At 56.0% G+C, this 25,433-nt stretch carries 22 protein-coding genes and 1 pseudogene; 20 read left to right on the top strand and 3 right to left on the bottom strand.

What is annotated here, in order from left to right:
* Positions 1-165 precede the first annotated feature (165 nt).
* The 20 genes and pseudogenes from KDW96_RS20525 (at position 166) to KDW96_RS20620 (ending at position 20,720) form a co-directional block, all read left to right on the top strand.
* The gene (locus KDW96_RS20525; protein ID WP_255838069.1) at positions 166-1,275 is read left to right on the top strand and encodes an acyltransferase family protein; all 1,110 of its coding nucleotides are present in this window, start codon (positions 166-168) and stop codon (positions 1,273-1,275) included.
* A 1-nt stretch (position 1,276) separates the two neighbouring features.
* Positions 1,277-2,401, top strand: coding sequence for a UDP-2,4-diacetamido-2,4,6-trideoxy-beta-L-altropyranose hydrolase (pseG, locus tag KDW96_RS20530; RefSeq protein WP_255838070.1), 1,125 nt, complete (start codon positions 1,277-1,279; stop codon positions 2,399-2,401).
* Positions 2,402-2,403: 2 nt separating this feature from the next.
* Positions 2,404-3,048 (top strand): formyltransferase family protein, encoded by a 645-nt coding sequence (locus tag KDW96_RS20535; protein ID WP_255838071.1) that lies wholly within the window; start codon positions 2,404-2,406, stop codon positions 3,046-3,048.
* Entirely contained in the window at positions 3,005-4,096 is a 1,092-nt protein-coding gene (gene pseI, locus KDW96_RS20540; protein ID WP_370295232.1) for a pseudaminic acid synthase, read from the top strand. Before KDW96_RS20535 ends, pseI begins: the two co-directional genes overlap by 44 nt.
* A gap of 99 nt (positions 4,097-4,195) precedes the next feature.
* Positions 4,196-4,996 carry an FkbM family methyltransferase gene (locus tag KDW96_RS20545; RefSeq protein ID WP_255838073.1) on the top strand — a complete coding sequence of 267 codons (801 nt, stop codon included), beginning with the start codon at positions 4,196-4,198 and terminating at the stop codon, positions 4,994-4,996.
* 51 nt (positions 4,997-5,047) lie between these two features.
* A complete protein-coding gene (locus tag KDW96_RS20550; RefSeq protein ID WP_255838074.1) occupies positions 5,048-6,415 on the top strand; it encodes a capsular polysaccharide export protein, LipB/KpsS family in 1,368 nt (455 codons plus the stop codon).
* 116 nt (positions 6,416-6,531) lie between these two features.
* Positions 6,532-7,803 carry a hypothetical protein gene (locus tag KDW96_RS20555; protein ID WP_255838075.1) on the top strand — a complete coding sequence of 424 codons (1,272 nt, stop codon included), beginning with the start codon at positions 6,532-6,534 and terminating at the stop codon, positions 7,801-7,803.
* Between the two features lie 130 nt (positions 7,804-7,933).
* Positions 7,934-8,354: pseudogene (tnpA, locus tag KDW96_RS20560) on the top strand (IS200/IS605 family transposase).
* Positions 8,355-8,539: 185 nt separating this feature from the next.
* Positions 8,540-9,658, top strand: coding sequence for a GDP-mannose 4,6-dehydratase (gmd, locus tag KDW96_RS20565; protein ID WP_255838076.1), 1,119 nt, complete (start codon positions 8,540-8,542; stop codon positions 9,656-9,658).
* A gap of 2 nt (positions 9,659-9,660) precedes the next feature.
* Positions 9,661-10,641, top strand: a complete 981-nt coding sequence (gene fcl / locus KDW96_RS20570) for a GDP-L-fucose synthase (RefSeq protein WP_304665565.1) — start codon at positions 9,661-9,663, stop codon at positions 10,639-10,641.
* On the top strand, positions 10,641-11,126 hold the full coding sequence (locus KDW96_RS20575) for a GDP-mannose mannosyl hydrolase (protein WP_255838077.1): 486 nt from the start codon (positions 10,641-10,643) through the stop codon (positions 11,124-11,126). Before fcl ends, KDW96_RS20575 begins: the two co-directional genes overlap by 1 nt.
* A gap of 5 nt (positions 11,127-11,131) precedes the next feature.
* Positions 11,132-12,538, top strand: a complete 1,407-nt coding sequence (locus KDW96_RS20580; protein WP_255840586.1) for a mannose-1-phosphate guanylyltransferase/mannose-6-phosphate isomerase — start codon at positions 11,132-11,134, stop codon at positions 12,536-12,538.
* Positions 12,539-12,566: 28 nt separating this feature from the next.
* Positions 12,567-13,316: a glycosyltransferase family 2 protein gene (locus KDW96_RS20585; RefSeq protein ID WP_255838078.1), complete on the top strand. Its 750-nt coding sequence runs from the start codon at positions 12,567-12,569 to the stop codon at positions 13,314-13,316.
* 6 nt (positions 13,317-13,322) lie between these two features.
* Entirely contained in the window at positions 13,323-14,282 is a 960-nt protein-coding gene (locus KDW96_RS20590) for a UDP-glucose 4-epimerase family protein (protein ID WP_255838079.1), read from the top strand.
* Complete coding sequence (locus tag KDW96_RS20595; protein ID WP_255838080.1) at positions 14,279-15,304, top strand: MraY family glycosyltransferase; 1,026 nt, start codon at positions 14,279-14,281, stop codon at positions 15,302-15,304. Before KDW96_RS20590 ends, KDW96_RS20595 begins: the two co-directional genes overlap by 4 nt.
* Positions 15,305-15,450: 146 nt before the next feature.
* Positions 15,451-17,460, top strand: a complete 2,010-nt coding sequence (locus tag KDW96_RS20600) for a polysaccharide biosynthesis protein (protein ID WP_255838081.1) — start codon at positions 15,451-15,453, stop codon at positions 17,458-17,460.
* A 142-nt stretch (positions 17,461-17,602) separates the two neighbouring features.
* Positions 17,603-17,971, top strand: coding sequence for a DUF2784 domain-containing protein (locus KDW96_RS20605; protein ID WP_255838082.1), 369 nt, complete (start codon positions 17,603-17,605; stop codon positions 17,969-17,971).
* A 123-nt stretch (positions 17,972-18,094) separates the two neighbouring features.
* Positions 18,095-18,904, top strand: coding sequence for an SDR family oxidoreductase (locus tag KDW96_RS20610; RefSeq protein WP_255838083.1), 810 nt, complete (start codon positions 18,095-18,097; stop codon positions 18,902-18,904).
* Positions 18,905-19,022: 118 nt separating this feature from the next.
* Positions 19,023-20,186: an MFS transporter gene (locus tag KDW96_RS20615; RefSeq protein ID WP_255838084.1), complete on the top strand. Its 1,164-nt coding sequence runs from the start codon at positions 19,023-19,025 to the stop codon at positions 20,184-20,186.
* A 105-nt stretch (positions 20,187-20,291) separates the two neighbouring features.
* Entirely contained in the window at positions 20,292-20,720 is a 429-nt protein-coding gene (locus tag KDW96_RS20620) for a hypothetical protein (RefSeq protein ID WP_255838085.1), read from the top strand.
* Positions 20,721-20,744: 24 nt separating this feature from the next.
* Here the strand turns inward: KDW96_RS20620 and KDW96_RS20625 are convergent, their stop codons facing one another.
* The 3 genes from KDW96_RS20625 to KDW96_RS20635 form a co-directional block, all read right to left on the bottom strand.
* Positions 20,745-20,984 (bottom strand): YheU family protein, encoded by a 240-nt coding sequence (locus KDW96_RS20625; RefSeq protein WP_255838086.1) that lies wholly within the window; start codon positions 20,982-20,984, stop codon positions 20,745-20,747.
* Positions 20,985-21,221: 237 nt separating this feature from the next.
* On the bottom strand, positions 21,222-23,978 hold the full coding sequence (locus KDW96_RS20630) for a hybrid sensor histidine kinase/response regulator (protein WP_255838087.1): 2,757 nt from the start codon (positions 23,976-23,978) through the stop codon (positions 21,222-21,224).
* Positions 23,979-24,161: 183 nt separating this feature from the next.
* Positions 24,162-25,352 (bottom strand): osmoprotectant NAGGN system M42 family peptidase, encoded by a 1,191-nt coding sequence (locus tag KDW96_RS20635; RefSeq protein ID WP_255838088.1) that lies wholly within the window; start codon positions 25,350-25,352, stop codon positions 24,162-24,164.
* Positions 25,353-25,433: the final 81 nt, after the last annotated feature.

The raw sequence follows: 25,433 nt of genomic DNA on the forward strand, positions 1-25,433 counted from the left end.
TTTGTTCAGAGTGCTATTGCTTTTTGTTGGTGAAGTTTAAGATCTTGAGTTGATGTGCCTTAGGCGCGGCTGGTTGTCTTGCTTATGTGCTGGAAGCTATTGAATCGTAGGTTGCTATGTATAGCACCATGCTCATAGTCCTCTGTTGTCTTGTAAGGAAATAATGTGGAGCAAATTGGAGCTAAAGGTGTGGGGGCAGAAACGTGGAAGCGGCTTGCCGTTTATCGTGGTTTGGCTGCGGTGCTGGTGGTGTTCGGCCACTGTGTCCAAGTATTTGTTCGTCCTGCAGCGCCCGAGTTAGCGCCATACACTGGTTTGCTGGCACAAGCGTCTGTGATGATGTTTTTCGTTGTTTCTGGGTTTTCGATAGCTGCGTCGGCCGATAAGGTTTTTCAGCACCCATTTCCTATTCGTCAGTATGTAATAAAACGCGCAGGTCGAATCTTGCCTCCGCTGCTTTTCGCCGTTGGAGTAATGTGTCTGCTTGATTGGTTGGTACCGTATGTCTTTGTCGATGAAAGTTACCTGTTTTTGCCGCAGGAAAGAATGGCGCGAGAAGGGTATCATTTCAATTGGAGCGAAACCCTCGGGGCTCTTTTTTTCCTGAACGGTTTTTTCTCGACAACTCCATTAGTCAATGGGCCGCTGTGGAGTTTGTCATATGAGGTGTGGTTGTACGCAATCTATTTCTTTCTGTTCATCGCATTAAAACTTAAGCGCTGGATTTTTTTTGTGGTGGCTTTTGCAATTATTGCTATATTAGCTAAATACGACTCTTCAGGTGCGCGTAATTTTTTTCTAAAATATTCCTTGGTATGGTTCTCTGGCGCGTTGGTATATATTGTTGTCATTGGTCGATGGGGGGTAATAAATAATATTTTGCGTTGCCTGATCGTGGTTTTTGCATGTCTTTCAGCTGCCCTGGCAGGGTACTTTGGTTGGCTTTTCGTGGTTAATGATATGTCTTACGATATTGCTCGTTATAATGTTGCCTTTGGTTTTGCGTTTGCACTGTATTTGCTATTGACTCGTCCGGCTATGCCTTCGGTGATGTATGCTGTATTTAAGCCTATTTCCCATTTTGGGTATACGCTTTATTTGATTCATTTCCCTATTTACCTTTTCGTTTTTGGTGCGTTTCAAACATATTTGATGAGGGGTGTGGGCAGTGCTTGGTTGATAGGTATGGGCGCGATGGTCTGTAGCATGATTGTGGCTTATATGGCAGCTAAGATCGTCGAGCAACGTAAACTCTTTATTGGGAAAGTGGTGTGACATGGCTGTTTATGTCTTCCGCGTTGATGCATCTCTTGAGATCGGTTCTGGTCACGTCATGCGCTGCTTAACTTTGGCCGGTGCCCTCAAGGTACAAGGCGCCGAGTGCCACTTCATCTGTCGCGAACACCCCGGTAACCTGATAGAGCACATCAGGAGTAAGGGTTATGGTGTCTATACATTGGCTCAGGCACATCAGGCGCCGGATGGAGGGGCTAGCGTGCTTACGGTTGATGAGGGATCGTGTGAGAAAGTTCACCTAGCCCACACCCACTGGCTAGGTGTTACACAGCATCAGGATGCTGATGACTGTGCGGTGATTCTCCGCAAGTTACAGCCCGACTGGCTGATTGTGGACCACTATGCTCTCGATGCTCGGTGGCAGGCAGCACACAAGCCTTATTACCGCAAATTGATGGTAATCGATGACCTTGCCGATCGCTCGCACCTCTGCGATTTGTTGCTGGATCAGACCTCCGGTCGCAGCTCGGATGATTACAATCCCTGGGTACCTTCTGGATGTACTGTGCTTTGCGGCTCGCAATACGCCCTGTTGCGCCCCGAGTTCGCTGCCCTGCGGCCCTATAGCCTGCGGCGCCGGGAAAGCCCTAAGCTCGAACACCTGCTTATCACCATGGGTGGCGTCGACAAGGACAACGCCACCGGCCAAGTGCTGCAGGCGCTTGCATCCAGTGAGCTGCCGGCCAACTGCCAAATCACAGTGGTTATGGGTGCTACCGCCCCCTGGCTTACCGAAGTTCGTCAACAGGCCGAGCAACTGCCGTGGCCAACCACCGTCAGGGTCGGCGTCAGTGATATGGCGCAACTGATGGCTGACAGCGATCTGGCGATTGGGGCTGCAGGGGCTACTTCCTGGGAGCGCTGCTGTTTAGGACTGCCGACAATCATGTTGGTGCTGGCAGATAATCAGCGCGCTATCGCTCAGGCATTGTGTACTGCTGGTGCAGCGCTCCTGGCAGATTCGGCAATGCTGAAAGAGAGGCGGCTGATTACTCGCCAGCAGATGGAGCCTCGCACGCTTTCGGCAATGAGTGCCTCAGCTGCAACTGTTACGGATGGCCTGGGAACATCGCAGGTCATCACCTTTTTCAATCGACAAGGCTAAACATGCGAATCAGTTTTTTGTGCAGCGACAAGCTGCACCCTGTCAATGAGCATCTCTGCTGCTGGATCGGGCAGCAGCAGGACAAGCATCAAATTGAGTTGGTGCGCAAGAAAAGCGAACTCTCGGGCGGCGACATACTGTTTCTGATCTCTTGCTCGGAGATTGTGGGCGCTGCCGAGCGTGCTGCCTATCGTGCCAGTCTCGTCCTGCACGCAAGCGACCTGCCATCGGGGCGCGGCTGGAGCCCGCATATCTGGCAAATAATCGCCGGTGCAGAAGAAATTACCTTGAGCCTGCTGGAGGCCGAAGACAGGGTAGACAGCGGTCGTATCTGGAAAAAGCTGAAATTCCCAGTGCCCCAACATGCGCTCTGGAGCGAGATCAATGAACGTCTGTTCGATGCGGAGATCGAGCTCATCGACTTCGCGGTTAGCGAATTCGACAACATTGTTCCGGTAGAGCAGGACCCGAACATCGAGCCGACCTACTACCCTCGTCGCTCGCCAACCGACAGCCAGCTAGACCCAACACAAAGCATCGTCAATCAGTTCGACAGGATTCGCGTCTGCGATCCCAATCGATTCCCTGCGTTCTTTGAGCTGCATGGCAAGAAATACAAAATTACCTTGGAGAAAATCAGTGACTAATCGCATCAAGATCGATGGCCGCGAGATTGGTGAGGGCTGCCCTCCTTACGTCATTGCCGAAATGTCCGCCAACCATAACGGCGATCTGAACGCAGCACTGCGCATCATTGAGGCAGCCAAACATGCGGGAGCCGATGCGGTAAAGATTCAGACCTATCGCCCCGACACCATCACCCTCAAGTCGGATCTCCCTGATTTCCAAATCACGGATGGCCTGTGGGCTGGCCGGACGCTCTATGACCTGTATGAGTGGGCGCATACCCCTTGGGAGTGGCACAAGCCATTGTTCGAGCATGCCCGCCAGCACGAAATCACCATCTTCAGCTCACCCTTCGACACCACCGCCGTTGACCTGCTGGAGGGTCTCAACGCGCCGGCCTACAAGATCGCCTCTTTCGAGGCCGTCGACCTGCCGCTGATCAAGTACGTCGCCAGCACCGGCAAACCGATGATCATCTCCACGGGCATGGCCGATGCCGAGGAAATCCAGGAAGCCATCGACGCAGCTCGCGAAGGCGGCTGCAAGGAGTTGGCCATCCTCCACTGCGTCAGCGGTTATCCTGCGCCGGCAGCGGACTACAACCTGCGGACCATCCCCGATATGGTGCAGCGTTTTGGATTGCTCACAGGCCTGTCAGATCACACGCTGGATAACACCACCGCGCTTACCAGCGTTGCCCTCGGAGCTTCGATCATCGAGAAACACTTTACTCTCGATCGTTGCGGTGGTGGCCCTGACGACAGCTTTTCGCTCGAACCGAAAGAGCTGGAAGCTCTGTGTCAAAATAGCAAGACTGCGTGGGAGGCCATGGGTAGGGTGGACTATGGAAGGAAATCTAGTGAAAAAGCTAATATGAAGTTTCGTCGATCACTCTATGTGGTTAAAAAAATTGAGGCTGGAGAAGTTTTTTCTGAAAAACATATAAGAAGTATTCGGCCAGGGTATGGCCTTCCTCCAAAACTTCATTCGGAAATTTTAGGCCGAAAGGCAAAGGTTCGAATTGAAGTTGGCACTCCTTTATCCAGAGAAATCATATCATGGGATTAATGTCGAAATGTACTGATCTCTTACTCTGACTAAAAATGATGGTTTTGACTTTTTAACTTAACATTGTCGAATTTTACTAATATTTTTTAAGGTGCTGATATGGGTCTTTCGGAAGTGGGATTGAATGTTGCTCGAAGTGTATTTAGGGTGTTAATTAATTTGTATTTCCCGGGTAAGCCATATTCTGTTAAAAAAGTGAAAAGATTTGGTAGGGAGTTTCTTGTTTATGTCAATGAGCATGTGGGGAGGAAGATCTATCTAAATATGTTTGAAAAAAAAGAAACAGAATTTCTTTTGAATGAACTGAGGAAGGATGATGTCTGCTTGGATATTGGTGCTAATGTCGGGTATTTTACCTTTTTGTTTTCATCTGTTGCCTCAAAAGTCATAGCGATAGAGCCAATTAGGCAAAATGCAGATCTCATCAAGCTATCTTCCTCGATTAATAACTGTAACCATGTGCAGGTAGTTTGTGCGGCTGTATCTAATGATGTGTCCACGGAAAAATTCGCAAGAACAAGCGATTCATCGTTGTCCTCAGTTTATAGCGATAATTCGCAGAGTGGATATGGCGCTGAAGATATAAGTTTTTATGAGGTACCCGCTATTTCAATAGACTCATTGGACCTTATAAAGCTTGATATCGTTAAAATGGATATTGAAGGGTATGAGTTTTTTGCTCTCCAAGGGATGTCGAAAACACTTCTAGCTTTGAAGCCTCGATTGCTTATGATTGAGGTTGTAGATCGCCATCTTCAAAGGTTCGGTTCGTCGTCGAAGAGTGTAATAGATTTCTTGGGAGCGCATAGCTATTTCCCAAAGGTTCTTAGGGGGGGGGCGTTAATTCCTTATGATGGCCAAGGTGATTTAAATTTGTTCTTTGCTCTAGAAGAACAATGACCATCTTATAGGCGAGGTGGTGACATGTTTACAATTGTATAAGTTGGTTATATGAAGAATCTTGATGTGATTGCAAGTGTTATTTGCTATGTTCGCCCTTGGAACGCTGATCAATTTGCAACTCTAGCCAAAAATATTTTTCCAGAGGCTTCAATTTATTGCTGTAGTGAGCATGCCCGCGTGGATAGCCTGGGATTGAAGCAGGCTTATTACTCAAATCTGAAGGATAATATTCGGGAGGTTGAGGCGGATATAACTGCAGATGAAGCTCAGGACATGATTGTACGCTGCCGTTTGCTCAGAAAGCTCCCATTTTTTGTAGCGCAAAAACATTTGTTCGCGATGGCTGCTGCTATCAAGGGAATTTTAGAGAGAAAAAAACCACAAGTCGTACTTTCATTGACAGTTGACTCGTATGTAATTGATTTGTTGCGCCATTTGAGTGTGCGCCAGGGAGTTCGTTTTGTTGCACTGGTTCCTAGCTTTGTAAACGGTTATTTCCGAGTTACCTCGCGTGGAGAAAGTACTTTAAATCCAGGGTACGACCTTTCAATCATAGATGATTTGAGGCATAAGCTTTTGGATCCTCTTTACACTCCCTCGTTTAATGTCAGTGCACTTAGTAATCCTAATCGTGGTGTTTTTAAGCGTTGGGTGGCCAATCTAGCCAGAGTTCCATATTTCTTTGCAAAGCGTTATTTTTCTGGCGATCGATTTAATTTTCATTATTGGGCCTCGCAACTGGTTTCATGGGAACAATTTAGTATTTTCCTACCTAGGGAGCCTGGAAACCCGAACTGGGAGCAAGTCTTAGCTTCCGACTCCCGACCTGCACTATATATCCCCTTGCAAATGTTTCCTGAGTGCACTGTTGATTATTGGAGTGAAGATGCAGGGGTCATAGATTACTATGCGGCACTTGAGCGTTTTATTGAGAAGCATCATGTGTCGTTTAATATTGTTGTTAAAGAGCACCCTTCCGTTATGGGAGCGAGGCCGTCTGGGTTTTATAGGAAAATCAAAAAAGACGCTCGGATCACGGTAGTGCCTACTTATACGCCGTCAAACCTTGTCCTCGATAAAGTGCAGGGTGTTTTCATATGGACTGGGACGGTCGGGTTTGAGTCGGCGCTTAGAGGAAAGGCTGTGATTACTTTATGTAATCCATACTATGCGTACGGTAAACGCTTTCTGAAAATAACAGAGCAGACTCCTAGCGAAGTACTACTAGACCATGTAAAGGCCATGCAGATCCTTAAGGTTACAAATTGTGAACAAGAAGAACTACTGGCCAATCTGGTTGAGCAGTTATTCCCTGGGTCGTTTAAAAATAATGGGGCCTGGGATTCCAAAAATGTAAGGGATTTGGAAGATCTACAAGATATGGTGCGCGCGTTGACCCCTTTGTTAATGCTATGAGTTTATTTGTTCTTACTTAATGGCTGGGGGTGTCCGATAGTGGCTTTCAGTGGGCTTTGCACTATTTGCTGTTGTGGGCGTATTTTAATTAAGTACTGAATGAGAAATATTTCGCGATGAAGGTTAGCAGGATTGGTGTTGTCATTATATTGCAGTCGATCTTGCTTCCTTGGCTTGCAGTTTTGCTCTTGCGCTATTTTGGACCAATTACCCATCCTTCTGTTGATGGCTTTTCTTTTGTGTTCTTAGCCCTGTTTTTGCTTCCCTTCGTTCTTTTGGTCCCCTTAGTTTTTTGGAGAAATGATGAGTCTAGTTTAAGAAAAAATAAAAGCAATGCGCTTAATCCTCTTGATGAAGGATGGGTTTTTAATTTTGTACTTTCGCTTTCAGTTATTTATTTATTTTCAGTGATTTTGGATAAAATTATTCTTTCTAATGTTTTGGAGACTGGAGTAACTGAGGCACGGTACGCGGCAATGGCCGACGGCCCAAGGGGCTCATTATTGGGGGGGGTACATTATCTTTTAGCTGGGGCTCCAGTGGTTCTTGCATGCTTTTTGTTGTCCAAGGCTAGAAATGAAGGGAAGGAGGCTCTGATTTTTGGATTATGGTTATTCGTGATAATGTGTTTTGCAAGCTTCTTTTTGTCTGGGGGGAGAAATAGTTTTGTTGTCGGTACTTTTTTTATTTTGTCTTATTTTGTTTTGGAGAGGAAAAGAAATATAAAAATTGAGGGCTTTTCAAAAGGTTGTAAGGGAGTTGTAAGATTTCCAAGGTGGGTTAAAGTTTTGTTTGTATTTGGTTTCGTATATGGTATCTATCTATTTGTAGAGCGTGCGGAAATAAGAGGGTTGGATTTAGAGGGGTTTGTGGGAGCTTTGGCAGAAAACTACAATGTTGATATTGAAGTTCCTGGCTGGCTCGGTGGTGCGTGGCTGCAAATATATTATTGCTTGCTGTTCTTGGTTTTCTATGTGTCGCATTCAATCACTTATTTATCTCCTTATTTTGAGTCGGGCTATTCTCCTTTGACCATGGGAGGGTACTCATTTCCTATTTTTATCAAAATTTATGACGGCTTTTTGGGGACGAATTATGTGTCAGAGGTGCTTGATCAGCTAATTTTGTCTGGAGTTTATCTTACATTTCCGGGGTCGGTATATGTGGATTTTGGGCTTTGCGGTGGTATTGTTTCAGGAGGACTTCTTGCGGCACTTTCTTTGGTTTATGTTAGTAAGGCTTTGTGGTGTGGGGGGAGGCATTTGTTGATTGCGGCGTATCTCCTCACTCTTCTCCTGTTGTCACCTGTTTTTAGTGTCCTTAATGTTGGGAATGGATTTTCTATTTTGATGATAATTTTATTAATTCATTTATTTAAGAGGTCGTAGTTTTTCTTAAGATAGTTTTGTTTTTATGGAGGTTGGGGCGAATTCTTTTTATTCTCCATCACAGGGTTAGAATCACCGAGCTCCAGCTGGTCAGCTTTGGCGCCACCATACGCATCTGGAGAGCTAGCGCATGGAATACAGATACGGATGCCATACGGTTTGCCAGATCGAATATCACTTTTGTCTGGTTGTCTAGGTACCGCTACAAGGTGCTGAGTTGGAGGGGCTCGAGTTGGTGAGGCAGACGTGTGAGGCGTTTGAGATCCAGGTCGTGAAAGGTGTGGTGAGCAAGGATCATGTGCACATTCTGGTGAGAAGTCCGCCAAGTTTGACGCCGAGTGAGATCATGTAGCAGATCTAGGGGGGGGCACGGCGGGCACGCTTTTCGAGGAATTTTCGTATCTGAAGAGCGCTATTGGGGACAGTATTTTTGGGGCGCGAGGTTACTTCTGGGCGACGGTTGGGTCGATCACGGAGGAAATGATCAAGCAATATCTTGAGTATCATTTGAGCCGAGCCCGAGCGATAATTTCAGAATGGGGACGGACTGAGGTGACGCGTCGTTCAGCCGGCGCCTATCCGGACTTTCAGTCTGTAAGTTACTAACCCACCGATTTCAATCGGTGGTAGTTAAATTTTCTAGGTTGGTTTGAATTGTTTTTTTGAGCCCTAGAGAGATAAGTTGCTGACTCCGAGAGATCGTTGGTTAGGGTGTTATTTAAATTTGGAGGTTTTCTTGAAAAAAGCTCTGATTACAGGCATCACTGGGCAGGATGGCTCCTACCTTGCCGAATTTCTTCTTGAGAAAGGATACGAGGTGCACGGCATAAAGCGTCGTGCTTCTTCTTTCAATACTCAACGCGTGGATCATATCTACCAGGATCCGCACGTTGACAATCGGAACTTCGTTCTGCACTACGGTGACTTGAGTGATTCTTCCAATCTGACTCGAATCATCCAGGAAGTACAACCGGACGAAGTCTATAATCTAGGCGCTCAGTCCCATGTGGCTGTGAGCTTCGAATCTCCGGAATATACGGCGGACGTGGATGCCATGGGTACCTTGCGGATTCTGGAAGCTATTCGTCTGTTGGGGCTGGAGAAGAAAACTCGTTTCTACCAGGCCTCTACTTCTGAGCTTTACGGCCTGGTGCAGGAAATTCCGCAAAAGGAGTCCACGCCGTTCTATCCGCGCTCACCCTATGCGGTTGCCAAGCTCTATGCCTACTGGATTACGGTGAACTACCGTGAAGCCTACGGTATGTATGCCTGCAATGGCATCCTGTTCAATCACGAATCCCCGCGTCGTGGTGAAACCTTCGTGACCCGCAAGATTACCCGTGGCTTGGCCAATATTGCGCAAGGCCTGGAGAAGTGCCTGTTCTTGGGCAATATGGATGCCCTGCGTGATTGGGGGCATGCCAAGGATTACGTGCGTATGCAATGGATGATGTTGCAGCAAGAACAGCCGGAAGACTTCGTCATTGCTACTGGCGTGCAGTATTCGGTGCGTGAGTTCGTTCGGTGGTCCGCCGCCGAGCTGGGCATCGGCTTGCGCTTCGAAGGGGAGGGCGTTGATGAGAAAGCCATCGTCGAGAGTATCAAAGGCGAAAGCGCACCAGCGCTTAAGGTGGGCGACGTGGTTGTTTCTGTCGATCCCCGTTACTTCCGTCCGGCAGAGGTTGAGACCTTGCTCGGCGATCCGTCCAAGGCCAAGAACAAACTGGGCTGGATTCCGGAAATCACCGTTCAGGAAATGTGCGCGGAGATGGTCCGCGAAGACCTTAAGGTGGCTCAGCGTCATGCTTTGCTCAAGCAACATGGGCATGAAATTCCCGTGGCGGTGGAGAATTGATAGTGGCGAGTGAACTGAATCAGCCTGTTTTCGTTGCGGGCCATCGGGGGATGGTCGGCTCCGCCATCGTTCGTCGTCTTCGCGCTTTGGGCTACGCCAATATCCTCACGGCTGGTCGTGACGAGCTTAACCTGCTGGATCAGCGCGCAGTGGGGGCTTTCTTCGACGAGAATCAAATCGCCCAGGTGTATTTGGCCGCCGCGAAGGTAGGCGGGATTCATGCCAACAACACCTACCCGGCTGATTTCATCTACGAGAATCTGATGATCGAGGCGAATATCATCGAGGCCGCGCATCAGAGTGGCGTACAGAGGCTGCTGTTTCTCGGTTCTTCGTGTATTTACCCCAAGCACGCTGAGCAGCCGATGAAGGAGGAAGCACTCCTCACCGGTACGCTGGAGCCGACCAATGAGCCTTACGCGATCGCCAAGATTGCGGGGATCAAGCTATGCGAAAGTTACAACCGCCAGCACGGTCGGGATTACCGCAGCGTGATGCCTACTAACCTCTATGGCCCTCATGACAACTTCCACCCGGATAACAGCCATGTGATTCCAGCGTTGCTACTCCGCTTTCATGAGGCAGTCCAGCGGGGGGACGACGAGGTTGTGATTTGGGGGAGCGGTACGCCCATGCGTGAGTTTCTACATGTCGATGATATGGCTGCTGCCAGTATTCACGTTATGCAGCTCGATGAGGTGACCTATCAAGCCCATACTCAGCCTATGCTCTCGCATATCAATGTGGGCACTGGGACGGATTGCACTATCCGGGAATTGGCGGAAACCGTGGCCAGAGTGACAGGCTTCCAGGGTAATCTGACCTTCGATAGCAGCAAGCCCGACGGCACCCCGCGCAAGTTGATGGATGTGTCCCGATTGAAAGCATTGGGTTGGGAAGCGTCAATTGGCCTGGAAGAGGGGCTGAATGACGCTTTTCAGTGGTTCCTTGACCATCAAGAGCATTTTCGGGGGCAGGCCTAGTGTTTCTTGACCAAGCGACCTTCCGCACGGTGGTTGCGGCAATTCCACTGATCTCCATTGATCTGATTGTGCAAAATACTGAGGGAAAAATCCTGCTTGGTCAGCGTCTGAATCGGCCTGCTCAGGGGTTTTGGTTCGTACCGGGCGGCCGGATTCTTAAAAATGAGACCCTGGATCTAGCCTTTGAGCGGTTGACTCGGGTGGAGCTTGGCAATTGTTTTTTACGTAATGAAGCCACTTTTATGGGGGTGTATGAGCACCTTTATGCCGACAGCGTATTTGGAGCGAGCCCCGACACTCACTATGTGGTACTGGCTTACCATTTGCTGTTGCCAACTGATGCGCAGCTTAGGTTGCCTCACACCCAGCATGAGCACTTCCGCTGGTCGTCACTAGAGGAAATACGTTCGAGTGAGGAAGTGCATGAAAACACTCGTGCCTATTTGCCAGTTCTGCCGCAAGCGGATGGTTTGAGTAAGAGGTAATGACGATGCTGCTTCCTGTAATTATGGCCGGTGGGTCAGGCTCTCGCCTATGGCCCCTGTCTCGGCAATTGAACCCTAAGCAGTTCTTGGCGCTGGCTGATAACCTCACCATGCTTCAGGCCACGATTGCGCGTCTTGATGGTGTGGTTCATGCCATGCCCTGCTTGATTTGTAACGAACAGCATCGTTTTCTGGCAGCTGAACAACTGCGCCAGATGGGGCTTGAGGGGGCGCAGATTCTGCTTGAGCCCGAAGGACGTAATACCGCACCAGCGATTGCTCTGGCGGCCCTGAACGCTACTGAGCAAGGTGATGACCCGATTTTGCTGGTACTTGCGGCGGACCATCTGATCCGTGATGTGCCTGCTTTTCATGCCGCAGTCCAGGCTGCTCTCCCGCTCGCAGAAGCAGGCAAACTGGTTACGTTTGGCATTGTGCCGATACATCCGGAAACCGGCTATGGATATATCCAGCGTGGGGTCAGCTTGGATACGCACAGTTTTGCTGTTGCCCGCTTTGTCGAAAAGCCGGATTTTGAAACTGCCAAGGAGTATGTCGACAGTGGCGAGTATTTCTGGAATAGCGGCATGTTCATGTTCCGCGCCAGCCGCTACCTGGATGAACTCAAGCGTTTTCAGCCCACTATGCTCGAGGCGTGCCGCGAGGCCTTGGTCAAAGGGCAACAAGATATGCATTTTGTTCGTGTTGACCGTGAAGCCTTTGCTGGATGCCCGCAAGACTCTATTGACTACGCCGTGATGGAGCAAACCGAAAGTGCTGCCATGGTTGCGCTCGATGCTGGCTGGAGCGATATAGGGTCCTGGTCGGCTCTGTGGGATGTGAGTGGCAAGGATGAAGATGGCAATGTATTTAGGGGGGACGTGCTCTCTGAGAGTACTCAGAACTCTTTGGTGTATGCCGAGAATCGCCTTGTAGCCACGGTTGGTGTGCGTAACTTGGTTATAGTTGAAACCAAGGATGCGGTGCTAGTAGCCCACAAGGATGCGGTGCAGGATGTCAAGAAGATTGTCGAGAAAATCAAGACGCAAGGACGTAATGAGCACTTCAACCACCGTGAGGTGTACCGCCCTTGGGGTGTCTATGACTCCATCGACAATGGCGGCCGCTATCAGGTCAAGCGAATTACCGTAAGGCCAGGGGCCAAGTTGTCTGTGCAGATGCACCACCACCGTGCAGAGCATTGGATCGTGGTGAGTGGTACCGCAAAAGTAACCAATGGTGAAAGGACGTATCTCGTAACGGAAAACCAATCGACATTTATCCCAATTGGCCAAGTGCACGCTTTGGAAAATCCTGGCGTGATTCCGCTAGAGCTGATTGAGGTGCAATCTGGCTCGTATTTGGGTGAAGACGACATTGTGCGATTTGAAGATCGCTACGGACGCACGTAGTGTTGATTGCTTTGGATGAGAGATAATTTTGAAGATTTCTATTATCACTGTTTGCTACAACAGTGAGGCTACTGTTCGTGACACTATCGAGTCGGTTCTTTCGCAAAGTTATTCGAATATCGAATATGTCGTCGTGGATGGTGCCTCGAAAGACGGCACCATGGCGATTGTAAATGAATATAAAGATCGCATTGCTCAGATTGTCAGTGAGCCAGATAAAGGTATCTATGACGCCATGAATAAGGGGGTCGGGCTGGCGAGTGGAGATTTTGTAGGTATTCTTAACTCAGATGATATTTTTGCCAGTGCGCACGCGATAGCTGATTTAACAGAGTTTCTTGTGGTGAACCCGCAGTTTGATGGCGTATACGCTGATTTGGTTTTTGTCCAGCGAGAGCATACTGGCAATGTTACACGTACCTATTCGTCGAGAAATTTTGCTCCTTGGAAGATTCGTTTCGGTTTTATGTGTCCGCATCCTACGTTTTATGTGAAACGTAGATTTTTTGATGAGTTGGGATTCTACAGGCTTGGCTACCGTGTTTCGGCCGATTTTGAATTGATGACCCGGTTCATGCGGAATGGTGTAAAGCTCGGTAGAAACCCGCATGTGATGGTGAAGATGCGAGAGGGAGGGATTAGTACAACTGGATTTTGGTGGCGCATTCATCAAAATATGGAGATTGTACGAGCCTGCAAGGAAAATGGGATATATACCAATATCTTTATGGTGGCCCTGAAAATCCCTTTTAAACTGATTGGCTATCTCAAAAGGTAAGTGGATATGCAGACCTTGTTGCTGACAGGAGGGACTGGATTTATTGGTCAGGCATTGATAAAGCGCTTGCTGAGAGATGATTGTTATCAACCTGTCGTGGCTATGCGCCGATCATCTGTTGATGTCCCTCCTGGTACGCTTAGTGTCCAGGTTAGTGAGCTTTCTGAAAATACCGACTGGTCTGCGGCGCTTGTTGGCGCTAAGGTCGTTATTCATGCAGCTGCTCGAGCTCATGTGCTGAATGAAATTGCTGATGATCCGCTTGCGGAATTTCGTGTTGTGAATGTTAGTGGCACATGGGCACTGGCTCAGCAAGCCGCACAGGCAGGTGTTAAACGATTTATTTTTATTAGCTCAATCGGCGTGAATGGTAATCAGAGTGAACATCCGTTCACTGTGGATGATCTACCAAACCCCACAGAGCCTTATGCGGTCTCCAAGTATGAGGCTGAATTGGTGTTGACCCAGTTATCGGCTAAAACCGGCATGGAGGTAGTGATTATCCGGCCTCCATTGGTTTATGGTCCCAATGCCCCAGGAAATTTTGGTCGATTGATAAAGGCTGTTAATAAGGGGCTGCCGCTACCCTTGGGGGCGATCCGTAATCAGCGCAGCCTGGTGGCCTTGGACAATCTGGTCGACCTGATCGTGACCTGCATCGACCATCCCGCCGCGGCGAACCAGACCTTCCTGGTCAGCGATGGCGAGGATCTTTCGACTACCGAGTTGTTTCGCAGGATGGCCGCTGCCTTGGGCAAGCCGGCGCGCTTGTTGCCGGTGCCGAGTCGGCTGCTGGAGATGGCGGCGGCGCTGCTGGGCAAGCAGGCGCTGTCGCAGCGGCTGTGCGGCTCTCTGCAGGTCGATATCGGCAAGACCCGTGAGTTATTGGACTGGACACCGCCGGTCAGCGTCGATGAGGCGCTGCGCAAGACGGCCAAGTATTTTCTGGAACAGCAGAGCAAATGACTATCTGGTGGTTGCTGCCGGCGGTGGCCGGCGTTTCGCTTGTTATGACCGGCGCGCTGCGTCGTTACGCCTTGGCCCGCAGCCTGATGGACATCCCCAACGCGCGCAGTTCGCACTCGGTGCCGACGCCGCGCGGCGGCGGGGTGGCCATCGTGTTGGCCTTCCTGGCGGCTTTGCCGGTCATAGCTTGGGCCGATCTGCTACCTTGGGCCGTAATGTGGGCGCTGTTTGGGGCCGGGGCGGGAGTGGCCGTGATCGGCTTTCTCGATGACCACGGTCATATCCCCGCGCGTTGGCGGTTGTTGGGGCACTTTGCCGGGGCCATCTGGGCCTTGTTCTGGTTGGGCGGGCTGCCGCCGCTGAACCTGTTCGGCATGAGCCTCGACCTGGGTTGGCTGGGCCATGGACTGGCTGCGGTCTACCTCGTGTGGTTGTTGAACCTCTACAACTTCATGGATGGCATCGACGGCATCGCCAGTGTCGAGGCCATTTGTGTGTGCCTGGGCGGTGCGTTGTTGTTTGGGGTGCTGGGTTTCTCGAGCTCGGTACAGCCTACGGCTTGGGTCATGCCGATGCTGTTGGCGGCTGCGGTGGCGGGGTTTTTATTCTGGAACTTCCCGCCGGCCCGGATCTTCATGGGCGATGCGGGCAGTGGCTTTCTCGGTATCACCCTGGGCATCTTGTCTCTGCAGGCGGCCTGGGTGGCGCCGCAGTTGTTGTGGAGCTGGTTGATCCTCCTCGGGGTGTTCATCGTCGATGCCACTTTTACCCTGCTGCGGCGCCTGCTGCGTGGCGACAGGGTGTATGAAGCTCATCGCAGTCATGCTTATCAATATGCGTCCCGGCGTTTGGGCCGCCATCTGCCGGTAACCCTTATCGTGGGGGGCATCAATCTGTTCTGGTTGTTGCCCATCGCGCTTTGGGTTGGTGCAGGAGGGCTGGACGGTTTGACGGGCGTGCTGATCGCCTATGCGCCTCTGCTTTGGCTGGCGGTGAAGTTCAAGGCTGGGGAGCTTGAGTAATACAGGGCGCGACCCCTGGCTTTGCGCTTGCGGTAATCTGCGGGCTCAAGCTGGACAGAGGGCTTGCTATCGAGCCTGCTCCAACAGGTCAGTTTCTCTTGTGCTGCACCCGATGCAGTAATGGCGAAAGCAGTGTGAGGATTCTTGTGTTACGACTTGCCGAAAAACTACGAAACCACTTGGTATGCCTGCCTCGACGCCATAAGCGGCTAATTCAAGTTGCGACGGATGTACTGCTGGTCTGGGCCGCATTGTGGCTCGCCTTTGTCGTACGTCTGGGCGACTCGAAGAGCGTCGAGCCATTCGCGGGGCATGCCTGGCTGTTTGCCGTGGCGCCGCTGATTGCCATCCCGCTGTTCGTGCGCTTCGGTATGTACCGGGCGGTGATGCGTTACTTAGGCAACGATGCGTTGCTGGCCATCGCCAAAGCCGTCACGCTTTCAGCGTTGTTTCTAGCGTTAGCGGTGTATTGGCACCAGGATGCGCCCAAGCTCATTCCGCGCTCGATGGTGTTCAATTACTGGTGGTTGAGCCTGGTGCTGATCGGTGGATTGCGTCTGGTGATGCGCCAGTATTTCATGGGCGATTGGTATTCGCCCGACCATCCCTCCAGGCTCAAGGGACGCGATACGGGCTTGCCGAAGGTCGCGGTGTACGGTGCCGGTGCGGCCGGCAACCAACTGGTGGCGGCGCTAAGAATGGGGCGGGCCATGCGTCCCGTGGCCTTCATCGACGACGACTCCAACATCGCCAATCGGGTGATCGCCGGCTTGCGGGTTTATACCCCTAAGCATATCCAGCAGCTGATCGATGAAACAGGGGCGGACGAGATCCTCCTGGCGATTCCCTCGGCCAGCCGCGGCCGGCGCCGGGAGATCCTCGAGCTGCTCGAGGACTTTCCCTTGCACGTGCGCAGCGTCCCCGGCTTCATGGACTTGGCAAGTGGTCGGGTCAAGGTCGAGGACATCCAGGAAGTAGACATTGCGGACCTGCTTGGCCGTGATGCCGTGCCACCGCAGCAGGTGCTGTTCGAGCGCTGCATCCGCGGTCAGGTGGTAATGGTCACCGGCGCTGGTGGCTCGATCGGCTCGGAGTTGTGTCGGCAGATTGTTACCAGCGGTCCGACGACATTGATTCTGTTCGAGCACAGCGAATTCAATCTCTACAACATACATACAGAACTGGAACAGCGAGCCCGGCGCGAGTCACTTCCCGTGCGCCTGGTGCCTGTCCTCGGGTCGATCCGTAATCCCGGGCGGTTGGTCGATGTGATGCGGACTTGGGCGGTCAACACCGTGTATCACGCCGCCGCCTACAAGCATGTGCCGATGGTCGAGCACAACATCGCCGAAGGCGTGTTGAACAATGTGCTCGGCTCGACGAATACCGCCCAGGCGGCCGTCAAGGCCGGGGTCGAGCATTTCGTGCTGATCTCCACCGACAAGGCCGTACGCCCGACCAATGTGATGGGCAGTACCAAGCGCCTGGCCGAGATGGTGTTGCAAGCCTTGAGCGCCGAATCGGCACCGGTGCTGTACGGCGATGAGGGGGCGGTGCATCGGGTCAACAAGACCCGCTTCACCATGGTGCGTTTCGGTAATGTGCTGGGCTCCTCGGGCTCGGTGATTCCGCGCTTCCATGAGCAGATCAAGCACGGCGGCCCGGTGACGGTGACCCATCCGAATATCACCCGTTACTTCATGACCATTCCCGAAGCCGCGCAGCTGGTCATCCAGGCCGGCGCCATGGGGCAGGGCGGCGATGTCTTCGTGCTGGATATGGGCAAGCCGGTGAAGATCGTCGAGCTGGCGGAGAAGATGATTCACCTCAGCGGTCTGAGCGTGCGTTCTGAGAAGAGTCCGCACGGCGATATAGACATTGAGTTCACCGGTCTGCGGCCGGGTGAAAAGCTCTATGAGGAGCTGTTGATTGGCGACAACGTCAGCCCGACCGACCACCCGATGATCATGCGGGCCAATGAGGAGCACCTGCCTTGGGACGCGTTCAAGAAGGTGCTGGCCGAATTGCTCGGGGCTGTCGAGCGTGACGACTATGATCGGGTGCGTCAGCTGCTGCGTGAAACGGTGAGCGGTTATGCACCGGATGGTGAGATCGTCGACTGGATTCACCAGAAGCGCCGTATCGAGCCGCAATAGCCGGTTCTCTGCAGCGCAACGGCCTTGTTGGGTTAGGAGGCGGTATGCCGGATGATAGGTCCGTTGTCGCTTTGCCAACCGGCGGTATGCTTGCTGACTGCCATCACAGGCGAGTGATGCGGTTGCTGCCAGGGCTGCCGACATGATGGCGGGACTGGCCGCTGACGCGGTGCTGTTGCTGCACCTGCTGTTCATTCTCTTCGTCGTTCTGGGCGGTCTTGGCGTGCTCTGCAGGCGCCGGTTGGCCTGGCTGCACCTGCCCGCCGCGGCCTGGGGCGCGGTGGTCGAGCTGTATCATCTGCAGTGCCCCTTGACGCCCCTGGAGAACAGTCTTCGCCGCGCAGCCGGTGAGGCGGGGTACGGCGGCGGCTTTATCGAAAACTACCTGCTGCCCATTATCTACCCTGCCGGACTGACGCCAGAACATCAGCTCTGGCTGGGCGGCGCGGTGCTGGCCATCAACGGGGCGATCTATGGCCTTGTGCTGTGGCGGGTCTTCGCGGTGCGCTGAAATCCGCTGTCCTTTCGCTCGGCAGTTTGCCTCGCTCATTCAGCAGCCTGATCGTGGATGGGCGTGCGCAGCGCCTTCGCTACACTGCGAGCCATCCACCACTGCAGCGTAAGGCGACTCTGTATGCAAAATCGCATGATGATAACTGGCGCGGGCTCCGGGCTCGGGCGCGAAATCGCCCTGCGTTGGGCGCGGGAGGGCTGGCGCCTGGCGCTCGCCGATATCAACGAGGCGGGGTTGGCCGAATCGCTGCAACTGGTGCGGGCGGCGGGCGGCGAGGGTTTCACCCTGCGCTGTGATGTGCGCGACTACAGTCAGTTGACGGCCCTGGCCCAGGCCTGCGAGGACAAGTTCGGCGGCATCGATGTGATCGTCAACAATGCCGGCGTGGCCTCGGGCGGTTTCTTCGACGAGCTGTCCCTGGAGGACTGGGACTGGCAGATCTCGATCAACCTGATGGGCGTGGTCAAGGGCTGCAAGGCTTTCCTGCCGCTGTTGCAGCGCAGCAAGGGCCGCATCGTCAACATCGCCTCGATGGCAGCCCTGATGCAGGGCCCGGCCATGAGCAACTACAACGTCGCCAAGGCTGGCGTGGTGGCCTTGTCGGAGAGCCTGCTGATCGAGTTGCAGGCCCGGGAAATCGGCGTGCACGTGGTCTGCCCCTCGTTCTTCCAGACCAATCTGCTGGATTCCTTCCGCGGGCCGACGCCGGCGATGAAGGCCCAGGTCGGCAAGCTGCTGGAGAGCTCGCCGATCAGTGCGGCGGATATCGCCGACTACATCTACCGGCAGATCGCCGCGGGCGAGTTCATGATCCTGCCCCACGAGCAGGGGCGCATGGCCTGGGCGTTGAAGCAGCAGAATCCCCAGGCGCTGTACGAGGAAATGGTTGGCATGGCCAGCAGGATGAGAGCCAAAGCCGCTCAGGGCTGAGCCCGGTTGGCGTTGAAAGTTAATCGACCGGTCAGGTTGTACGCGGGTGATGCTTGCCTGGGAGGCGGACTGCCTTTAGGGTGGCGGGCCGCTTCGCCACCCGCCGTCTGGATGTCCTGTGAAACCCAAATCTGCAGTCGCCCTGTTGCTGGCTCTGCTGCTGGCGGCAGTCAACCTGCGTCCCGGCATCACCTCCCTGGCGCCGCTCATCGAGCGGATCGCCAGCGAACTTGATCTCAGTCGCAGCCTGATCAGTCTGACCACCGCCCTGCCGGTACTGTGCATGGGCCTCTTGGCGCCGCTCGCGCCGCGCCTGGCACTCGCGCTGGGGCTGGAGCGGACGGTCACCCTGTGCATGGGGGTGATCGCCGGCGCTTTGCTTTTGCGGTTGCTGGGGCACAGCAGCGCCATTCTGATCGCCAGTGCGGTGCTGCTCGGTGCCGCGATTGCGGTGGCCGGGCCCCTGCTGTCGGGGTTTATCAAGCGCTACTTTATCGGACAGATGGGCAGGGTCGTGGCCTGGTACTCCCTGGGCATGGCGGTCGGCGGAGCGGCGGGCGCGGTGCTGACGGCGCCGGCGACGCAGCTGTTCGGCGACCGCTGGACACAGGGCCTGGCGCTGTGGGCGCTGCCTGCGGCAGTGGCGCTGCTGGTTTGGCTCCGCGTGTCCAACCAGGCCGAGCCGGTCGACCGGCTTGAGGCCGGCGCCGGCTTGCCATGGCATCAGCCGCGGGCCTGGCTGATCAGCTGTTTCTTCGCCCTTCAGGCCGGGATCTTCTACGCCCTGGCGACCTGGGTCGTCGCGCGCTATCACGAGGCCGGCCTGAGTCTGCTGCGCAGCAATGCGTTGTTCAGCCTGTCGATGCTGACCGGCCTGCCCAGTTCCTTCCTGTTTCCCTGGCTCGCCCAGCGTTTCGGCAATCGTTACCTGTTGCTGCAGGGCTGCGGCCTGGTCGCCAGCGTGAGCCTGGCGATGGTGACCTTCGCCCCGACCCTGCTGCCGGAGCTGTGGGCCGTGGCCATCGGCTTCGGCCTGGGCGGTGCCTTCGCCCTGTCCCTGGTATTGCCGCTGTATGAAGCGGAGTCACCGCTGGCGGTCAGTCGCTGGACCTCGATGATGCTCTGCGCCGGCTATGGCATGGCTTCGCTGACGCCGATTCTGACGGGGCTGGCACGGGATCTGGCCGGCGGCTACCGGCCGGCCTTCGCTGCGCTTACCGGCCTCGCCCTGCTGATGACAGCGTTGGCCTGGCGCATGGGGCGGGGCGCCGCTCAGGAATGACTGTGGCGCGGCAGACGGCATGGAAAGCCTCGCAATGTTCGGCAGTTCTACCCGTGTCGCGCGCGGCTGTGATAGAAGGCAGCCTGGATTTTATGGAGTAACGGAATGGAGTCGGAGTCCATCGTCTATGGCTGCATCCGCGATTGGCCGTCGGACCAGGCGGCGGAAAGCCGGCTGCGGCGCGCGATCAATCGTCAGGTGTTGAGCGAGCTGCCGGGCGGCGATGAGTGGTCGTTCCTGGGGCGGGAGATGTTCGCCTGCTGCCAGCAGCCGGGCGAGGGCCTGTACCAGACCCAGGTGATCCATTTCGGCGCCAGCTACCGGGCCGTCGAGTACGAGTGGAGCCTTTGGGTCGAACAGTTCGAGGCGCTGCTCAAGCGCCTGTACTGGGCCAGCGCGGTGGTGCATCTGGAGACCGAACTGAACGGCACCCATACCTTCCGCTGGGAGTCGGACAATGGTTGCCACAGCCCCCAGGAGGGCGAACTGCGCGTACGCTGCGCCTGGGAGCGCGAGGGCGGCCTGCGCGGCTAGGCGGCGCCAGCAGCGGCGCCCGGTTTATTCGGCGAGCGGCTGCAGCCATTCCTTGGGAACGTCGCGCTTGAGCGCCAGCTGGCACTGCTGGCTTTCCGGGTCGAACACGATCACCGCCTCGCCCTTGTCCAAGGCGCGGCGCACGCGCTGCACGCGGGTCTCCAGTGGGGTTTCATCGCCGTTGTCGGTGCCGTCGCGGGTGACGAAGTCCTCGATCAGGCGGGTCAGGGTGTCGGCTTCCAGCAAGTGTGAGGGAATCAGCAAGGTGGGGTTCTCCAGAACGCTGCGCCGATGCTAACGCGCGGCGGGCAGGAGTGCCATGCTCTGCAGGGCGGCCAGGAGGCCAGTACCAGTCGGGCGCGACGTGTTATCCCTGGCGCGCCGTCTCGCAATCAACCATTGCAAACAGCTTTGGCTGACCTGCATAGGGGGCGCCGTGCGCACCGCTGGTCACCGGATATAGGGGGGCGCGCGGCGCGCGCTGCGATCTGCCCAGGCCCGTCAGTCCGCCAGGTCCAGGGGGAAACCGAGCAGGTAGCGGTCCAGGGTGCGGTAGAGCAGAGCGCAGTCCAGCGGTTTGCCGAGAAAGGCGTCCATGCCGGCGGCCATGCCCTGCTGGCGGTGTTCCTCGAAGATGTGCGCGGTCAGGGCGACGATGGGGATCGGCGCCAGGTTGCGCTGGCGCTCCAGGTGGCGGATGCGCCGGGTCGCCTCGAAGCCGTCCATCTCCGGCATCTCGCAGTCCATGAGAATCAGGTGCGTGGCGGCCGGGTCATGCTGGTAGGCGTTGAGCGCGGCCAAGCCGTTGCTCACCAGGCGTACGCTGTAGCCGCGCTTCTTGAGAAAGCCCTGCACCACCATCGAGTTCACCGGGTTGTCCTCGGCGATCAGGATGCAGGGTGCATCCTCGCAGCCCTCGCGCGATTCCTGGGGCTGGCTGGCTGGCTCGATGCTGGGTGACTCATGCAGCTCCGTCAGGGCGGCGCGCAGGGCACTGACCGCCAATGGTTGGACCAGGCTGGCCAGGCGTAGGTCCGCGAGACTGAACTGGGTCCGCCCTTGTTCCGGCGAGGCCAGCTGCAACACCCGCAGTCCGGGCAGCCGGTCCGGGGGCAGTCCATCGAGCCAGTCTCCGAGGTGTCCGGGCCAGGGAGAGAGCAACACCAGCAGGGCAGGCTCGGAATGACCTTGCAGGTGGTCGCGTACTTGCCGCGGGTCCTGGCAGTTCAGGGTGCGCATTCCCCAGCGCTCGAGCAGCCGGCCGAGCGCCTGCGTGCCCTGGTCGTCGAGCGAAGCGAGCAGGGCGTGGCGACCACTGAGTAGCTGCTCCAGCGGGTCCGCTGGCTGCGGTGTCTCCACCAGAGGCAGGTCGAAGACGAAGCGCGAGCCGAGGCCGGCGCTGCTGCTGACCTCGATGCGCCCGCCCATCATCTCCACCAGTTCCTTGCTGATGGTCAATCCCAGGCCGCTGCCACCGTAGCGCCGGGTGGTGCTGGAGTCGCCCTGGGCGAAGGAATCGAACAGCCGCGCCAGTGTCGGCGGGTCGATGCCGATACCGCTGTCGCTGATGGCGAACAGCAGATGGGGGTTGCCCTGGGAGTCGCTGCGGCGGCTGACGTCGAGCGCCACGTGACCGTCGGCGGTGAATTTCAGGGCGTTGCTGAGCAGGTTCATCAGGATTTGCTTGAGTCGCGTCGGATCGCCGCGCATGCGCCTCGGCACGCCCGCCTCCAGGCTGACGTAGAGGCGCAGCTGCTTGTCCAGGGCCTGGCCGGTGAACAGGCTGAGGGTGTCGGAGATCAGCTCCTCGAGGTCGAAGTCGATCTGTTCCAGGCTGAGCTTGCCCGACTCGATCCGTGCGTAGTCGAGAATGTCGTTGATCACGGCCATCAGCGCGCTTCCCGAGCTGGAGATGGTATCGACGTAGAAGCGCTGGCCGCGGTCCAGCGAGGTCTCCCTGAGCAGTTGCAGCATGCCCAGCACGCCATTGAGCGGGGTGCGGATCTCGTGGCTCATCCTGGCCAGGAAGCGGCTCTTGGCCTGGCTCTCGATCTCCGCCTGCTCGGCGGCCCGGCGCGAGCGGAAGCCCTCTTCCTTGAGCAGGTTGATGCGGTCGGCGAGGCCGATCGACAGGGTAATCAGTTCGATGGTCACGCCGACTTTCACCAGCGCCGCGCCGTACAGGCCGAACAGTTCGACGCCCAGGGAGCCTGAGGTGGCGATGATGATCGAGGCCAGCAGAATGCCCCAGGCGAGGATGTAGTACGAACCATGGCGCAGGCCCCGGCGCCAGGCGTAGGTGCCGCTCAGCAGCAGCACCAGCGACAGCGCCAGCACGGTCAGGCTGGCCAGTACGTTCCAGGCGTGCAGGCCGATCAGCGGCATCGACACCAGGCAGCCGAGCAACCCCAGCATGAACAGGCGCAGGCCGAGATCCAGGCGCGGAAAATACTCACGGGTATGCAGGAAATAGCGACTGAACTGGGTGGCGCTGAAGCAGTGCAGGTACATCAGGATATAGATGCTCACCGACTGCAGGTCGGTGTGTTCCGGCAGCAGCTTGAACAGCATGCCGTCGAAGCTGGCGACGAACAGGCCGATGTTCAGGTTGTACACCAGGTACCAGAAGTAGGCCGCCTCGCGCAGGGAGAGGAACAGGAACAGGTTGTAGCAGAACATCGCGAACAGCACGCCGTAGAAGGCGCCGTTGAGGCCCATGAGGTTTTCCTGGGCGGCCGCGCTGGCGTGGTAGGTGCTGAAATACAGCGGCAGATAGAGGGTGCTGGAGGTCTCGACGCGCAACAGCAGGGTGTTGTCGCCCGGTGGCAGATCGAGTGGGAACCAGAAGTTGCGCACCTGTACCGGTCGCTGGGCGAAGGCGTAGCGGTCGCCGCTGTCCTGACGCTGCCAGGTGCCGCCGGCGCCGGACTGGTAGAGCTGCAGGTCATCGAGCAGCGCGTAGTTGACCTCCAGGTAGCCACCGAGCGTGCGGCTCAGGCGGTTGTCCAGGCGAATGCTGAACCACCACACCGAGTCGTTCTTGCCGAGGTTGACGTGATCGCCGCGCACGGGCGTGAAGCGCCCTTGGTCCAGCCGGCTGACCTGATCGGCCGAAAGGCTGCCATCGGGATCTTCCAGGTAGGCGGTGGACGGTGCCAGGGACAGGCGCAGGTCGTCGCTGTCCAGGGCGGCGGGAGGCACTGCCCAGGCCGAGGCACAGAGCCAGAGCAGCAGCACAGCCAGGCAAGCACGAGGCATCCATGATCCTCATCGTTGTTGTTCGAGCCGCCGTGCCGTGACGGCGTTCTACCGGCAGGCCTGGCCAAGGTTAGCAGGCGCGCACGGCCTCGGTTCAGCCGCGCGCCGACTTGTCTGGCGCGGGTCCTGTGGCGCCCACTTACGCCTTTGCGACGGTCACTGTGCCCGGATGCCACGCGGCATTCAAGCGTCCTCGCCGCGCCGGCCGAGCAGGCTGTCGACGGCGGGCACCCGGGTCTCGCTGGCCATCTGCGTGTTGTGCTCGAGTTGGTGGCTGAAGCGATCCAGCGATCCTTGCGCGGGCTTGGCATCGCTGGTGAACACCGGCGGGCTGAGCATGTAGGCGCTGAGCATACGGGTCAGGGCCACCAGGCTGTCGATGTGGGTGCGCTCGTAGCCATGGGTGGCATCGCAACCGAAGGCCATCAGGGCGGTGCGGACATCGTGGCCGGCGCCGACCGCCGACTGCGCGTCGCTGTGGTAATAGCGGAACAGGTCGCGGCGCACCGGGATCTCATGCTCCCTGGCCAGGCGCAGCAGCTGGCGCGAGAGGTGATAGTCGTGGGGGCCGCCGGAGTCCTGCATGGCGACGCTGACGGTGTGTTCGCTGGAGGCCTGCCCCTCGGCGACCGGGGCGATATCCACGCCGACGAACTCGCTGACGTCCCAGTGCAGCGCCGCCGCGGCGCCGGAGCCGACCTCCTCGGTCACTGTGAACAGCGGATGGCAGTCGATCTCCAGCTCGGCGCCGCTCTCGACGATGCCCTTGAGCGAAGTGAGCAGGGCGGCGACGCCGGCCTTGTCGTCCAGGTGACGGGCGCTGATATGGCCGCTCTCGGTGAATTCCGGCAGGGGATCGAAGGCGACGAAGTCGCCGACAGACACGCCCAGGGATTCGCAATCGGCGCGGGTCGCACAGTAGGCATCCAGGCGCAGCTCGACATGGTCCCAGCTGATCGGCAGCTGATCCACCTCGGTGTTGAAGGCGTGTCCGGAGGCCAGCAGCGGCAGCACGCTGCCGCGGATCACGCTGGTTTCGGTGAAGACGCTGACCCGGCTGCCCTCGGCGAAGCGGCTGGACCAGGTGCCGACCGGGGCCAGACCCAGGCGGCCGTTGTCCTGCACCGTGCGGACGATGGCGCCGATGGTGTCGAGGTGGGTCGACACCGCCCGATCCGGGCTGCTCTGCTTGCCCTTGAGGGTGGCGCGAATGGTCCCGCGGCGGGTCAGCTCGAAGGGGATGCCGATCTCCTCCAGGCGCTCGGCGACATAGCGCACGATGGTGTCGGTGAAACCGGTCGGGCTGGGGATGGCGAGCATCTCCAGCAGGACTTTGCGCAGGTATTCGAGGTCGGGTTCGGGCAGTTGCTGCATAGAGAACTCCTTCGCTGAGTGGGCTGTCGGCGACAGGGAAAAGGACTGGCAGTGCATGCTGACCAGCTTAGTCGCCGAGGG

The organism is Pseudomonas benzenivorans, from assembly GCF_024397895.1.
Taxonomy (GTDB): domain Bacteria; phylum Pseudomonadota; class Gammaproteobacteria; order Pseudomonadales; family Pseudomonadaceae; genus Aquipseudomonas; species Aquipseudomonas benzenivorans_A.